This is a genomic window from Nostoc sp. C110 (genome assembly GCF_043099725.1).
GTDB classification, from domain to species: Bacteria; Cyanobacteriota; Cyanobacteriia; order Cyanobacteriales; family Nostocaceae; genus Nostoc; species Nostoc muscorum_A.
This window is the reverse complement of record NZ_CP171148.1, coordinates 2,636,586-2,652,511: the sequence shown is the minus strand read 5'-3', so window position 1 is coordinate 2,652,511 and position 15,926 is coordinate 2,636,586. Positions and strand designations below refer to the sequence as shown.

Below are 15,926 nucleotides of genomic sequence, written 5' to 3'. Positions count from 1 at the left end.
CAGGGGAGCAGGGGAGCAGGGGAGCAGGGGAAGAATAATAACTCCTAACTCCTAACTTTTAACTCTTAACTTTTGACTCCTAACTCAGCATGGGCTAAACCCTAGCTATCCGCTAACAGCACTTGGAACTCAGCACTAAAAACGGAGCGTCTTGGCTAAGAAAGCATTAAAATACATTAAGTAAATTGCTCTTTTAACTTTGGTTGCTGCTAAGGCAAAGATAGTATATGACTGACGTTCCCGCAGTTCGCATTCGCAATTTTTGTATTATTGCTCACATCGACCACGGGAAATCAACCCTCGCCGATCGCTTGCTACAAGCAACTGGCACTGTTGAAGACCGAAAGATGAAGGAACAGTTTCTCGACAACATGGATCTGGAACGGGAGCGCGGCATTACGATTAAGCTGCAAGCTGCCCGGATGAACTACACAGCTAAGGATGGTCAGCAGTATGTGCTGAACTTAATTGATACTCCTGGACACGTGGATTTTTCTTATGAAGTCTCCCGCTCTCTTGTTGCTTGTGAAGGAGCGCTATTAGTAGTAGATGCTTCCCAAGGTGTGGAGGCGCAAACTTTGGCAAATGTCTATTTAGCCTTAGAGAATAACCTGGAAATTATTCCGGTTTTGAATAAAATTGATTTGCCTGGGGCAGAACCAGAACGGGTAATTGGCGAAATTGAAGAAATTATCGGTCTAGATTGCAGTGGTGCGATTCTGGCTTCTGCTAAAGAAGGACTTGGTATTGATGAGATTTTAGAAGCAGTTGTCGAGCGGATACCGCCACCGCCCAATACCATAAATGAACGGTTACGAGCGTTAATATTTGATAGCTATTACGACAGTTACCGAGGAGTAATTGTGTATTTCCGGGTGATGGATGGCACTGTCAGAAAAGGCGATCGCATTCATTTAATGGCATCTGGTAAAGAATTTGAAATTGATGAGTTAGGTGTGCTTTCTCCCACTCAAAAGCAAGTAGAAGAACTCCACGCTGGCGAAGTAGGCTATTTGGGAGCGGCAATTAGAGCAGTAGCTGATGCACGGGTGGGTGACACAATTACCCTTAGTAAGGCAAAAGCTGAGTCACCCTTACCAGGTTACGCAGAAGCGAACCCAATGGTTTATTGTGGGATGTTCCCCATTGATGCTGACCAATTTGAAGACTTGCGGGAAGCATTAGAAAAGCTGGAACTCAACGACGCAGCCCTGCATTACGAACCAGAAACTTCGAGCGCGATGGGGTTTGGCTTCCGTTGCGGGTTTTTGGGTTTGCTGCACATGGAAATCGTCCAGGAACGCCTAGAGCGGGAGTATAATCTCGATTTAATCATTACAGCCCCCTCGGTGGTTTATAAGGTGATTACTCTCAAAGGAGAGGAACTGTACATCGATAATCCTAGCCGTTTGCCTTCTCCCAACGATCGCCAAAGAATTGAAGAACCATACGTCCAAGTAGAGATGATTACGCCGGAAACTTATGTCGGCAGCTTGATGGAGTTGTCACAAAATCGCCGGGGCATCTTTAAAGATATGAAATATCTCGCCCAAGGACGAACCACCCTGACTTACGAACTCCCCTTGGCGGAAGTTGTAACTGACTTTTTCGATCAGATGAAATCGCGATCGCGCGGTTATGCTAGTATGGAATATCACCTCATTGGCTACCGTGAGAACCCTCTGGTGAAGCTGGATATCATGATTAACGGCGATCCTGTGGATTCCTTGGCGATGATTGTGCATCGAGACAAAGCTTACAACGTTGGGCGGGCAATGGCAGAAAAACTCAAAGAATTAATTCCTCGCCATCAATTCAAAGTCCCAATTCAGGCATCTATTGGCAGTAAAGTTATTGCCAGCGAACATATCCCCGCCTTGCGGAAAGATGTGCTAGCCAAATGCTACGGTGGTGACATCAGCCGGAAGAAGAAACTCTTACAGAAGCAAGCAAAAGGTAAAAAGCGGATGAAATCTGTAGGTACTGTAGATGTACCGCAGGAAGCTTTTATGGCAGTACTGCGCTTGGATCAAAGCTAATAGAATTCAGGAGTCAGGAGTCAGGAGTCAGAAGTCAGAAGTCAGAATGAATTTGAGTCCGAATGGCGGATATCGCTACGCAAAGCGAGTCCGCATACTCCTGCAAAGCAGCAAGCTAGCAAAAGCGTCTGAATCTAATATTTTCAGTCCCCCACCAAAATTTTTTATTCTGAATTCTGAATTCTGAATTCTTTTTCAATATCTGTTAATTTTAATTACAAAGGCTGTCAACAGCAGCCTCAAGCGTAAGAGTTTCAGCCTGCTGCTGGTAGGTTTAGCTTTCAGAAAGCCAGAGACTAACTAGCCATTGGCTCAAAAATCCTTGAGCGTGCCTCTAATGCAGGATTTCTAACAGCAAAATATATATTTATTGTAGAAATTCAAAACATCATGAGTCGCAAGCAAGCCCAAGAAGAACTCTCTGAGGCAGAGCAAAAATACCGCACTCTGGTAGAACAAATTCCGGGCGTTGTTTATATTTTACCGATTAATAGCACTGCTCAAGAAGCTTATATTAGTCCGCAACTGCAACAATTGTTAGGCATTGCTCCCGAAGATTGGCATCACGGTTTTTTTAATAGTTGGTTAAATTACACTCATCCAGACGATCGCGATCGCTATTGGCAAGCTGTAAACACGACAATCACCACCGGAGAGCCTTTGAGGGTCGAGTATCGAATGATGAGGCGCGATGGTAGAACAATTTGGGTGCGGGATCAAGCTAATCTTGTTCTCTGTGCGGATGGACAAACTCAGGTACTTCAGGGTTTAGTGTTCGATATTAGCGAACGCAAACAGGCAGAAGCCGCATTGCAAGAGAGCGAAGCGCGTTATCGTGCCATCCTCGAAGATCAAACGGAACTGATTGCTAGAGGCTCACCAGATGGTATTGTTACCTTTGTTAATGAAGCTTTCTGTCGATTTTTTGGACTCAAGCGAGAAGAGATTATTGCCCAACACTACGAACCTGTTGTGTTTGAGGAAGACCGGGAACGTGTGTTTAGTCTGGTAAATTCCATTAGTTCCGAAAATCCCGTGATTGCCATTGAAAATCGTGCCATAGCAAGCCTTGGCGTGCGGTGGACGCATTGGATTATTCGAGGCATATTTGATGATCAGGGTACTCTTGTAGAACTTCAATCTGTTGGGCGAGATATTACTGACCGCAAACAGGTAGAAGAAGCATTAAGTGAAAATGAGCAAAAATTCCGAGCGATTTTCAATCAAACCAATCAGTTTATCGGATTGCTTCAGCCCAATGGAATTGTATTAGAGGCTAACCAAACAGCACTGGACTTTGCTGGGATTACTCGAGAAGAAGTAGTCGGTAAGCCATTTTGGGAAGCAAAATGGTGGACAATTTCTTCAGAGACACAAGCACAATTAAAAACTGCGATCGCAGCTGCTGCTAATGGTGAATCTATTAGCTATGAAGTTGACGTTTTGGATCGAGACGATGGAGCGATCGCAATTGATTTTTCACTACGTCCCATACTCGATGAAGCCGGGTGTGTAACATTACTTATTTCTGAGGGACGAGATATTAGTGAATATCAAGCCGCGCTGCGCGAACGTAAAAAAGCTGAAGAGGCATTGCGCTCAAGTCAAGACTTTCTCCAAAAGGTTGCTAATACCGTACCGCATATTTTGTATTTATTTGACCTCTTAAAAGGAACGAGCATTTATCTTAACCAAAAAAGTCTTAGCATTTTAGGCTACTCTCCAGAGGAATTTTGTAACGCAGATCCGCAGTGGTTCCTGAATTGCTTTCATCCAGACGACCAACACCTCTGCTATGATCTACCAAGTCGCTTCGTCAACCTTAGCGACAACGAAGTTCTTTCCACCGAATACCGATTTCGACACAAAAATGGGGAGTGGCTTTGGCTGAATACACGAGAAGTCGTATTTGCCAGAGATGCTAGCGGCACTCCAATACAGATTCTTGGCTCGGTAGAAGACATTAGCACTCGCAAACAAGCTGAAGGATTGCTGCGACAACAGGCAGAGGGGGAACGGCTAATTACTGAAGTAACTCAACAGATTCGGCAATCACTGAATTTGGAGGAGGTTCTAAATACAACAGTCAACAGTATTCGAGAATGTTTGGGTTCAGATTCCGTTGCTATCTACCAGTTGGAATCCGACGGAAATGGCTATTTTGCGGCAGAATCGCTGAGTGATGACTACCCGCAGAGATTAGAGCAGACACTGCACCCATTTTCGAGAACACGAGATTTTAGCTACTATTACCAGGGATTACCTACAGTCCTGCATAATATTCAGGAGTCTGATCTTTCAGCCGATGTTTTTGAGTTATTGCAACTCTATCAAATCAAGGCTGCGATGGTAGTACCAATTTTGAATGGGGAGCATCTGTGGGGTTTACTCATTGCTCATCAGTGTAGCGCACCTCGTTACTGGCAAGCATTTGAAGTTAATTTGTTGCAGCAGTTAGCCAGTCAGGTAGCGATCGCTATTCATCAATCAGTACTCTACCAGCAATTACAAGCTGCCAATGAAGAACTGCAAAGATTGGCCACTTTAGATGGCTTGACTCAAATAGCCAATCGTCGCCGATTCGATCAGTATCTTGAGAATGAGTGGCATCGACTCAAACGCGAGCAAATGCCATTGTCTTTAATCTTGTTCGATGTCGATTTTTTTAAACGCTACAACGATACTTACGGGCATTTAGCAGGAGATGATTGTTTGCGGCAATTGGGGAGTGCGCTTAAAAGTGTTATTAAGCGTCCAGCCGATTTAGTAGCCCGTTACGGCGGCGAAGAATTTGCTGTGATTCTGCCTAATACAGAGATTGAAGGAGCAATCTCTGTAGCTCAAACTATTCGACAAGCAGTCTCTGACTTGATTATTCCCCATGCTCAGTCTAGTGTGTGCGATCGCGTTACTGTCAGTCTAGGTGTTGCCAGCATTGTGCCAAATTCCGAAACTTCGCCGCAAGACTTGATTAATGCTGCGGACAAATCACTCTATATAGCTAAACAGCAAGGGCGCGATCGAGTTCATACTGTTTGCGTCGTTACCCCTTCTTAAAGCCTGAGTTACAAAACGGGCACTCAAGTGTTTTAAATTACGAATTAGCATTATACATTGCTTCCTATCGATAGCACACAGTTGATAACCTTTGATAAGCTTTAACAAAATAACTGTTAAAAAATCTAAAAATTTAGTAAAAGTACTCACTGCATTCGCCAGACTTGTATTTTTAGGTAAATGTAGTTGTTTAGATATTTGTAAAGTGTCGGGGAGTCTAACAGATGAAGATATTGGTATTGAGTTGGGAGTTTCCGCCAAGGATTGTTGGGGGAATTGCGCGACATGTAGCGGAATTGTACCCGGAACTGGTAAAGCTAGGACATGAAGTCCACCTGATTACGGCGGAGTTTGGTCACGCATCGATGTATGAGGTGGTTGAAGGAGTAAAGGTACATCGGGTGCCAGTGGCACATAGTAACGATTTTTTCCACTGGGTAGTCAATCTCAACTTGAGTATGGGAGATCACGGTGGTAAGTTGATCTTGGAGGAAGGGCCCTTTGATTTAATTCATGCCCACGATTGGTTAGTTGGAGATGCTGCGATCGCTCTCAAGCATAATTTTAAAATACCACTAATTGCCACAATTCATGCTACAGAATACGGACGTTACAACGGTATTCACACAGAGGTACAAGGCTATATAAATGGCAAAGAAACCTTGCTGGCTTATAATGCTTGGCGGGTTATTGTTTGTAGCGACTATATGCGCCAAGAGGTAGAACGAGCATTGTACAGTCCTTGGGACAAAATTGATGTTATCTATAACGGTATCAGAGCCGAAAAGAAACAGCATCACGTAGATTTTCATGCGCTAGATTTTCGCCGCCAATTTGCTACAGACAATGAGAAAATCGTTTACTACCTCGGTCGCATGACCTACGAAAAAGGTGTACCTATATTACTTAATGCTGCACCCAAAATCCTTTCGGAAATGGGAGGTAACGTTAAATTTGTCATCGTCGGTGGCGGAAATACTGACCATCTCAAACGCCAAACCTGGGATTTGGGAATTTGGCATCATTGCTATTTTACAGGTTTTCTCTCTGATGATTACTTAGATAAATTCCAAACTGTTGCTGACTGTGCTGTTTTTCCTAGTCTTTACGAACCCTTTGGAATTGTAGCTTTAGAAAGCTTTGCTTCTCGCGTGCCTGTAGTGGTTTCCGATACAGGTGGTTTTCCCGAAGTAGTGCAACATACCAAAACAGGCATTGTTACTTGGGTGAACAATTCCGACTCTTTAGCTTGGGGAATTTTGGAAGTGTTGAAAAATCCAGGTTATAGACAATGGCTAGTGGATAACGCTTATGAGGATTTAGAGCGGCGGTTTAGCTGGCCGAAATTAGCTAGGCAAACTCAAGAAGTATATCAGCGAGTTGTGCAAGAGCGATCGCAAATTTCCTGGTAAGGGACTTCCATAGAAATAAATTTATTGCCGCTCATGTCGCTTATATCTCAGTACTAAAGTGACTGAGCTTTACGCTTACCGCAAACATTGTAATAATCAACACAATTACCTTTTGTGGCTAACTAATCGTGCTTTGAAGCATCAGGCATAATTGCCTCCTGAAGATTTACGCCACTGAGGTTAGCTCCCCTTATGTCGGCTCCTCTGAGGTTGGCTCCTCTAAGATTTGCCCCTGCCAAATTCGCGCCTCTAAGGTTAGTCCAACTCAAGTCAGCTTGACTCAAGTCAGCTTCACTTAAGTTAGCCTGCAACAGGTAAGCACCACTAAAGCGAGCCTTATTCAAATTAGCTTTGTATAAGTCAGTTTTATAAAGATATGCCCCCAATACTTCCGCTTCGTACAAACTTGCTTCGCTGAGGTCAGCCTCAATTAAGTTAGCTTCAATCAGGTTGGCAAAAGATAGATTTGCCCGTATTAGCTTCGCTGCACCTAAATCGGCATCTCTCAAGTTAGCGTCTCTTAGATCAGTTCCAATTAGATTAGCATGAGCGATCGCAGCGCCTCTCAGATTCGCCTCACTCAAATCGGCTCCAATCAAATTAGCCTGGCTCAAATCTGCCTGCGTAAGTATAGCACCACTCAAGTTAGCAACACTCAAGCTAGCATCACTCAAGTTAGCTTCAATGAGAAAGGCTTTGCTGAGGTTGGCACTACTGAGGTCAGCACCACTGAGGTTTGCTCGCACCAATAAAGCATTACCTAAATCTACCTTTCTCAAATTTACCCCCTGGAGGTTTGCGCCTCTAAGGTTATGCCCTTGCAGATTTGCAGCACTGAGGTCTGGTTCAATCTGAGGATTTTTCTTTCTCCACTCAATCCATGTCACTGCACCTGCTTTCAGTAAAGCTAGATGCTCTCGATTTGCCATTTTCTTTCCTTTACTCCTGACGACCACCTAGAGGATTTGCTCGGCCAGCTACATTTTCAATGGCCGTTAAAGCTCCCGCCGCACCTGCTAGAATATCCTGTTCTTGCCCACCTAAGTAAAGTCGTCCAAAGCTACCTACAGCTTGAACTTCAAGAATGTTAATCCTCGCCGCTTTCTCCGCTTCATTGGCAGCGAGTGCGGCGTAAGCAGCAGGTTCCACTTCTAATACATATAGTGTTTGTCCTGCTAGTAGTAGCTGTCCCCGGCGCGTGCGATTAATTAGTTGTGTTTGATAAGCATCGATGTTGCGGATAATCTGACTAGAAATAACACGCGGTTTCAGACATTCCTCTCTTTTGACTCCTAGTGCCGCCAAAATTGCTTGACCAGCAGCTCGCGTTTCCCCTTGGGAGCTAGAATGAACTTCCAATAGTCCGTATAGTCGTTCAACTACCTGTACTCCCGGACGGACAGAAGCAGATTTCAGGGCTATATCCGTAATTTTATTAATTTCGATACCAGGAGAGATTTCAATCCACAGTGATGTATCCCCTGGTAATGGTAAGAAGCCTTGGGCTACTGTTCCCATATATGCTGCATGTTGAGGTTGCAGGTTGTCGAGAAATACGAAACTGCGTAGTTCTATTCCCAAGATTTTGCTCTCCAGTCATAAGGGTAAAAGTTATCTATTGCAATATAGAAGTGCTTAAATTGGGTAATTTTTGCCACAAGTGAAGCATGAAAAAATACAAAGTAGAAAAATTTTGCTGTCGATAAATTTTACACCTGAGAAGTATTCTGGCAGTAAAAACCACCTTGATAATTGTACAAGCTTTATTACGCACAAATCGCTGGCTGCAATGCCTAAATCGGGCAATGCTTGTTTTGATTTACCGATCGAGTTAATGTGACAAAAAAAGTCTTTAGCTAAACTGAAGCGGGAAAAGTTCAGTGAACTTTTCCCGCTATCTTCAAAATACTGCTGTCCTTGGTAAACACAAATGACTAATGACGGTCTACATGGAAAATATTGCAATATGTAGGCGCGTTAGCTTATCGCATTAGTTATGAGTGATAAATACGTTTGTAGTGAGGACTTTAGTCCTCAAATATTCAAGCACTAAAGTGCTTACTACAAACCTATCAAAATTTTTGCGATAGACAACTAGATTTGTTTAGGGACTTCCAAAAAATAAATTATCCCAAATTATTTGTATGTACGCACAGTTGTGATATTCGGAGATGGGATGTTTTTTCGCTGTAAGTCCCTTATTCTGCCTCTGCCAGTATCCATCTAGAGTAAGCATCTTCGAGAAATCTGCTTTGACGACGAGTTCCTTTATGCTTGCTCACTCTGACTTTGAGGGTAGTTATGTATACTCCATCCATTACCTCATGCCCATAACCGAAAACTTGACCAATTTGCCCTGTTCTTTGATGCAAAGCATAATCCCCGATATGCAACATAATTCTGACTTCCTAATTAACTAGGTTGAGTAGTTTGTCGTTGGCTATTTGGGCGCGGCAAAATCACTCTGATGATATTAGTTCCGCGCACAAAGCTGTAAAAATTAAGCTGCAATTCGGAGTTTGGTATTGGGTGCAGTTTGAGCCAACAAACGAGTGTAAAGCTGAGTCAGTCGGAATCCGACACTGTACCAACTAAAGGCAATTTCTGTCCGTTGTCGAGCCGCTTCACCTAATTGGTCTCGCCAAGCTGGGTTGACAAGAATGCGGTCTATAGCAGCAGCAAAAGCTACTTCATCTTTAGGAGGCACAAGTAATCCTGTTACTTCTGGTACAACAGTAAACTGTAGACCGCCAACATCACTAGCTACGACTGGTGTCTGACTAGCCATTGCCTCAATAGCAACTAAACCAAAAGGTTCATAGTGGCTAGGGACTACGCAGACATCAGCGGCGGCGTAGTAGAAGGGGAGGGCGGTTTCATCTAGGCGACCAGCAAAGGTTGTACAATTTTCTAATCCGAGTTCAGTCACGATGCTAGCAATACGATCGCGTTCTATTCCATCACTCTGACCGGGACGGCTACCACCACCAATCACTAACTGAAGGTTAGCTTCACCTCTTAAACTAGACTTGGAAACGGCTCTTACTAAGGTTTCAATTCCTTTGCGGCGGTCAAAGCGACCAACATAGAGAACCATTTTGGCATCTGGGGCAATTCCCAACTTTTCTCGCGCCGCAGTTCGCTGAATTCCCCCAAATTTGTCAGTATCGGTGCCACAGGGAATCATTTCAATGTTTCCCTTGCTAGAAACAAGTACCCGCATGTGTTTCTGTTCTTGCGGACTAGTTGCAACTACACAGTCTATAGTTTCCAAGCAGGCTTTTTCTACAGCTAATCGCTGGGCTGCAATTACAGGAACATCACCAATACTTCTGTATTTAACGGCTCCTAAAGAGTGGTAAGTATGTACCTGAATCAGGGGTTGCTGCTTTTTCAATTCCATACCCACCCAAGATGATAACCAGTAGTTGGTATGAATTAAGGAGTAATGGAACCCTTGGCGCTGCTGGAATTGCTGAAATTCTTCGATGAATTCAGGTAGATGCTGGAACAAGTTATCTCGCCCGATAAACTCGGCTGGGCCAGCTTTTAACCGAATAGTACGACAGTTTGGACTATGTTGAGCGATCGCAGCTTGTTCAGGATTACTACGACGAGTGAACATATCCACTTGCCAACCTTGCTGGGCTAAGGCATAACCTACTTGACGCACATAAACATTTTGACCCCCAGCTTCTTCTTGACCAATTTCAACCGCCGGGTCGCCATCAACAGAAATTAGGGCAATGCGATGTTTCTTATTCTGGAACATAGCTGATTTTCACCTCAAGGTAAATAATCCTGCCTCAAACGCCAGAAATCAAGATATTATTATCCTCTCTCAAGGCCGAGGGCAGGCACAACGAACCGCAAAGTTACCAGCCAAAGGACACTGACGAGAACAAGGCATTACTTGTTAAGAATGCTGCTCGTTCAGTCTCTTCTCAATGCCGACGAAGTTAGCTGACGGGCTAGGACTGAGAGATGTCCTTCTTAAGAAAGTTATGAGTTGTGAGTTTAGTAACTTTTAACTCCTCACTATTAACTATTAACTTTCTTCAAAATACGCCCCAGGTTTGGTTCCTCCGCTCCGGTTTACCCTTTACAAATGTTTGTTGGGAATATAGTGGATTAGGCAGACTGATTTATTTTTCTTTAAGGTTTTATAACCTTTAGTCATCAACTATGTCAACAGTATGAACAAAAAAATGGTGATGCTAATCACTTCAAAGCGCGTTGTAACTAGCTTTGAAGAATCAAACTGTAGGGGAAAGTTAGTGTTGTTGAGAAGCTCTCAAAAAGACACTTACTGATGTTGATTGCTACATTTTCTTTAGTTTCTGGAAATGAAATAATCTTGATAGTTTCAAAGATTTAAATATAGCAATGGCGTACTATTTTGCTAAACCAAGCATCCGACCAGGAAACCAGCAATGTTAAAATATCGAGTTGAGCCAACAGTTTGATACTTCAGGATCGTTTTTAATCCATTCGTACTTGGTTAGGATATCAAAATATTAGATTTAAAAGTAACTTTTTTAATCCTCTGACTAAAGATTCATGTAAAACACGACCTATAAGTTCTCCTTGATGGGGAATATTCAAATTTCAAATCTTAGCGAAGGTAATAGCCAGTGTCACTGTATCTATTATCAGAAAAGTATTATATATGCTTCAGTAAAACCATCTAATTGTATCTCCAAATACAGGTATTTCCGGCTTTTTTGGGCTTTGTATTTAATTAAACAATGTATAAAATTTTATGACATTTTAACTAGAATACCAATTTTTTCATACCAAAATTTGGATGGCTGCTTGACCTTCAGTTAATTGAATTTGGCAATATCAATATTTATACTGGCTATGAAGATATCAACTTCTTGAAGTCTTATAAGTAAAGTTTATTGAATAATCGGAATATCTCTCTTTCATAAATGGTTTGAGAGGTAGAAACGTTTACTATGTTATTGATTCGAGTATCTCAGTTTTGGGAAAATATCTTTTAAAGAATCCGAAAAGCAGCAACATCAGTTTGGAGATTAAGTATACACCTACCAAAATGAGATGAACTCGTTGCTAAGTCATGGTTAATACAAATTTAAAACTGAGATTTAAACCCGTTTCTCACAGTTGGGTTGCTCTGCATCCACAGCCTAAAGGAGTAATTCAATTTATTGCAGGAGCTTTCTTTGGTACATTTGTCCCCATGCTTTTTTATCGCTATCTACTTCAGTCTTTATTTAATCAGGGATACACGATTATTCTTCTGCCGTTTAATTTTACTTTTAACCATTATGTAGAAGCTGGTTTTTTGATGAGAGAGCAGTATGAGATTTTACCAGAGCTTGTGAGGATGGCAAGTGTTGAGGGATATGATTATGAAGCCTATTTAGATGATAAAAACTTTTCTTGGATTGGACATAGCCTTGGCTGTAAATATATTTCCCTGTTAGAAGGATTTACTGCTCTGCCAGATGATATTCAAAAAAGAGAAACTTTTATTCGGAATCTGCTATCTCATACGTCGGATAAGTCCCAAATAGAAAGTGTAATTAAAGATATTAACATTCTCGTTGAGGAGCTGAAACGGAAAATTATAGAAGATCAGAAACTAATTTGCAGTTATGTAGGTCGGAAAATCAAAATTAACAGTGTCTTTATTAAAGGGCAAGTTTCTATCCTCTTAGCGCCTGATATTAGCGATACAGCCAGTGCAATTCGCCCTCAATTTTTAGCCGATATCATCGATAATCTTGGTTGGGGTGTGAAACCAAACCCTGAAGAAACCAAGAATTTAATCAAGGATAGTGGATTATTTAATATCATGGGTTTAGTCTGTTTTAAGTCTGATAAGATTGCTAAATTAACCTGTGAATGGTTTACTGATATTTTGAAAAGACCGCCTCAAGAATTTATTGAAAATTTAGACGGTGGGCATTTAAAACCTTTAGGTATTCAATTAGGTAATACTGTCATTAATCTTTTTGACAAACCTTTAATTGAGTCAGTTCAAGATCGAAATAGAGGCTTTGAGCATCATGTAATTGAATTACTTGAGGAACTGAAAAAAATATCAAACTAATGAGCATTGGGCATTGGGTAAAAGTTTTAATTCCCAATTCCCAATTCCCAATTTTTTTATAACAATCCCAATTCTTCTGGAAAGCCCAGCATGATGTTTAGATTTTGGATTGCGGCTCCTGATGCGCCTTTGCCCAAGTTGTCGAGACGAGCAACTAGCAATGCTTCTTTGGTGCTGTCATTGGCGAATACAAAAACCTGAACAATATTAGTGCCGTTCACTGCAATCGCATCCAAAAATATTCCGTCTCGCAGCAGAGTAGAATCTTGGAATGGAGCAACCTGCACAAATTTTTCACCTTGGTAGTAATCAGCGATCGCTTCATAGATTACCTCACCTGATGGTGGATTATCCAAAGTTCCTAACGGCAAAGGCACTTGAACTAGCATCCCTTGCTCAAAATCCCCTACTGAAGGGACAAATAGTGGCGGCGATGCTAACCCTGAATAATAATGCATTTCCTTGACATGCTTATGTCCAAACTGCAAACCGTAGATTCCATAGGGATATAGTGACTCGCCCCCGGCTTGCTGTTCATGGAAGTTATGGTATTGTTTGATAAGATTCTTTCCGCCACCAGAGTAACCTGATACTGCATTGACGGTGATGGGAAAATTATTTTTTAAAAGTCCCTTAGCAATCAACGGACGGATACAGGCTAAAAATCCTGTGGGATAACAGCCTGGATTGCTGACAAACTGGGCGTTGGCGATTTTGTCTCTCTGCCCTGGATTGAGTTCGGGGAACCCATATACCCAGCCATTAGCTGTCCGATGGGCACTACTAGCATCAAGGATTTTAACCGTAGTACTACTTACTAAGCTAACAGCTTCGCGGGCTGCATCATCAGGTAGGCAGAGAATAATAACATCAACGGCATTGATTAGTTTAGCTCGCTCATTTGCATCTTTACGTTTAGATGCTTCAATGCTAACTAACTCGATATCATCCCGTTGATTAAGACGTGAATAAATTTGTAAGCCTGTGGTTCCTGATTCGCCATCAATGAAAATCTTAGGTTTAGTAATCATGCGGGGAGTATCCTTAGATGTCAGTAGTATTTTAAAACAGCTATTAGTTATCAAAGTTTAAGATGGGAATTTACACCCCAAATCAAACTTACCACGCAATAGTTCTGGGGAACTCTGACTCGCAACTGTTTACTCTGCACTTTCTGAAGGATCTTCAAAAAGGCTTTAAGTGTCTCTTCTCCTATGCAGAAAACGGATGGTTTCAATCCTTTAATTTATAAAGTGGTAAAAAATTAGATAATTACCGACTGAAAAACTCCGCAGACTTGGCATTAAGAAGTCACGCTTTCTTCCCATACTTGGGCTTTACACCAGTATTTTATCGCTTTCTATATTTTGTGATCGCCTGTATGAGTACCACGTCAACTTGGCGTATTCTTCATCTTCACCAGGAATAATTTCCCAAAAGCCTTATTTATGCAAGGCTTTCAGCTTACCAAGCCTGCCATTCAACCCTTTGATGATCTGTTTCCAAATTCTACTTTGTCCTGATCCTACTGCTAAATACACCTGGACAATACCTGACTTATTCTTGCTATCTCTCAGTACAATCGCGGTTTACAGTATTTGTTCCAAATTGTTGGAGTGTAAATTGCTAAAAACCTTGCAGATTCATAACTTGAGATTTTTTACAAAAATATTTTCCAATTGATGATTTCAGTGTGGCATCTGGGAACAATCTATGGAACTCAGATTTTTGTTCGGTACTTAGCACTTACTAAACGCTTAAGAAAAGAACATAAACCTGTTTAAAACACTGTCCCAATTTACCAAAATCACCCGTGAGTAAAAAACTAGAAACTTTAAAAGTATTTATTCTATTTTAGAGAAACAATATCCCAAAGAATCTGAATTAAAACAGTAATGAATAAAACAGGTATTTGTCGCTCTTTCAACTGAGAGATAGATTTCTCATAGCTTTATTTTCCCAATTTTTAACACTCTAAATGCGGATTTTTCCAGCCGAATTTTGATATGGAATAAAAACTTACCTACACTTGCAGTATCTATAAAAATGCCTAACTCTAAAATTCAAAAAGACCTTCGTCATAACTTGACCGTCAATGTTGTTGAAAGTGCATTTTTTGGTTTAGGAGCTGGTTTTGCCTCCTATATCACGATTATCCCTCTATTTGTTAGTGGTTTTACAAATTCTGCATTGCTCATCGGTCTGATCCCAGCTATTCCGCGTTTAGGTTGGCAACTACCTCAGCTATTAACAGCTGATAGAATAGCTCGATTACAGTATTACAAACCAACTGTAATGTGGTTGACAATTCACCAAAAACTTCCTTTTTTAGGATTAGCACTAGTTGCTTTATTAGAGCTACAACTCAATCACCAAACTATCTTATATTTGACATTCGCCATCCTCATTTGGCAGGGACTAGGTAGCGGATTTAGCGCTCCTGCTTGGCAAAGTATGGTTGCTAAAATTGTTCCATCGGGAAGGCTTGGCATTTTTTACGGTGCTTTAGCTGCGGCTGCTAATCTGATGAGTATCATTGGTGCTTTGAGTGCTGGTTTACTGCTCAAGCAAATTGCCCAGCCATTTAACTTTGTTCTCTGTTTTTTGTGTGCCAGCCTTGCGATGGCTCTATCTTGGTTTTTTATGTCTAGGACGCGAGAACCAGTAAACAACTCATTATCGACCATTGAAACTAGACGTGAATTTTGGGCCAGTCTTAATGTGATTCTCCGGTGCGATAAGAATTTCCGTTACTTTGCGATCGCACGTATGCTTTCACAATTAGCCCTAATGCCACTTCCCTTCTATACACTCTATGCCGTACACCATCAAGGTATGGGAGAAGCATCTATTGGGTTAATTACTGGCGTGCTGATGGGAACGCAAACTATTGCTGGATTGGTTTTGGGTTGGGTAGGCGATCGCTGGGGTAACAAGTTGGTCTTGGAAGTTGGTTCTGTTGTTTGTGCTTTCAGTTCGGTTCTAGCTGGGCTAGCAACAAATGTAAACTGTTTTTACTTGGTATTTATAGGAGCGGGAATAGGTATGAGCGCTCTGCAAAATATTGCTGCGGTAATGACCTTAGAGTTTGGTAATCAGCGTCAACGACCAGCCTATATTGGTCTTGGTAATACCCTTGTTGCCCCTGCCACAATGCTTGCTCCCCTTTTAGGTGGATGGATAGTGGATAATATTGACTATAGAACTGCCTTCTTGGTGGCAGCTATAGGTGGATTAGTTACAGCACTAGTTTTGCACCTAGGAGTGCGCGATCCACGTTATCTGGAACAAAATTTTAGTAACCATTCAGTTGAAGTTTTGCCTGAGCAGTAAGCA

At 41.8% G+C, this 15,926-nt stretch carries 10 protein-coding genes and 1 riboswitch; of the genes, 5 read left to right on the top strand and 5 right to left on the bottom strand.

All coding sequences use genetic code 11. From position 1 onward, the window contains the following. Positions 1 to 227: 227 nt before the first annotated feature. The 3 genes from lepA to ACFFRD_RS16910 all read left to right on the top strand — a co-directional run bounded on the left by lepA (position 228) and on the right by ACFFRD_RS16910 (position 6,508). The gene (gene lepA / locus ACFFRD_RS16920) at positions 228 to 2,039 is read left to right on the top strand and encodes a translation elongation factor 4 (RefSeq protein ID WP_012408259.1); all 1,812 of its coding nucleotides are present in this window, start codon (positions 228 to 230) and stop codon (positions 2,037 to 2,039) included. 390 nt (positions 2,040 to 2,429) lie between these two features. Further along, a complete protein-coding gene (locus tag ACFFRD_RS16915) occupies positions 2,430 to 5,096 on the top strand; it encodes a PAS domain S-box protein (RefSeq protein WP_392482438.1) in 2,667 nt (888 codons plus the stop codon). A gap of 224 nt (positions 5,097 to 5,320) precedes the next feature. Beyond that, positions 5,321 to 6,508, top strand: coding sequence for a glycosyltransferase family 4 protein (locus ACFFRD_RS16910; protein ID WP_392482437.1), 1,188 nt, complete (start codon positions 5,321 to 5,323; stop codon positions 6,506 to 6,508). Positions 6,509 to 6,630: 122 nt separating this feature from the next. On the opposite strand, the gene ACFFRD_RS16905 is transcribed toward ACFFRD_RS16910, so the two are convergent. From ACFFRD_RS16905 to ACFFRD_RS16890, 4 genes are all read right to left on the bottom strand, one after another. Next, positions 6,631 to 7,437, bottom strand: a complete 807-nt coding sequence (locus ACFFRD_RS16905; RefSeq protein WP_392482436.1) for a pentapeptide repeat-containing protein — start codon at positions 7,435 to 7,437, stop codon at positions 6,631 to 6,633. Between the two features lie 10 nt (positions 7,438 to 7,447). Continuing rightward, a complete protein-coding gene (locus ACFFRD_RS16900) occupies positions 7,448 to 8,089 on the bottom strand; it encodes a hypothetical protein (RefSeq protein WP_094327655.1) in 642 nt (213 codons plus the stop codon). Positions 8,090 to 8,706: 617 nt separating this feature from the next. Further along, positions 8,707 to 8,904 (bottom strand): hypothetical protein, encoded by a 198-nt coding sequence (locus tag ACFFRD_RS16895; protein ID WP_179075102.1) that lies wholly within the window; start codon positions 8,902 to 8,904, stop codon positions 8,707 to 8,709. Positions 8,905 to 9,008: 104 nt separating this feature from the next. Then, positions 9,009 to 10,280 (bottom strand): glycosyltransferase, encoded by a 1,272-nt coding sequence (locus ACFFRD_RS16890; RefSeq protein ID WP_392482435.1) that lies wholly within the window; start codon positions 10,278 to 10,280, stop codon positions 9,009 to 9,011. 161 nt (positions 10,281 to 10,441) lie between these two features. Beyond that, positions 10,442 to 10,656: riboswitch (cyclic di-AMP (ydaO/yuaA leader) on the bottom strand. A gap of 935 nt (positions 10,657 to 11,591) precedes the next feature. Here ACFFRD_RS16890 and ACFFRD_RS16885 point away from each other — a divergent pair. Beyond that, positions 11,592 to 12,590 carry a DUF1350 family protein gene (locus ACFFRD_RS16885; RefSeq protein ID WP_392482434.1) on the top strand — a complete coding sequence of 333 codons (999 nt, stop codon included), beginning with the start codon at positions 11,592 to 11,594 and terminating at the stop codon, positions 12,588 to 12,590. Between the two features lie 56 nt (positions 12,591 to 12,646). Here ACFFRD_RS16885 and argC read toward each other — a convergent pair whose 3' ends face one another. Then, positions 12,647 to 13,618 carry an N-acetyl-gamma-glutamyl-phosphate reductase gene (gene argC / locus ACFFRD_RS16880; protein ID WP_392483090.1) on the bottom strand — a complete coding sequence of 324 codons (972 nt, stop codon included), beginning with the start codon at positions 13,616 to 13,618 and terminating at the stop codon, positions 12,647 to 12,649. A 1,018-nt stretch (positions 13,619 to 14,636) separates the two neighbouring features. Between argC and ACFFRD_RS16875 the strand changes: the two genes are divergently transcribed. After that, the gene (locus ACFFRD_RS16875; protein ID WP_392482433.1) at positions 14,637 to 15,923 is read left to right on the top strand and encodes an MFS transporter; all 1,287 of its coding nucleotides are present in this window, start codon (positions 14,637 to 14,639) and stop codon (positions 15,921 to 15,923) included. Positions 15,924 to 15,926 lie beyond the last annotated feature (3 nt).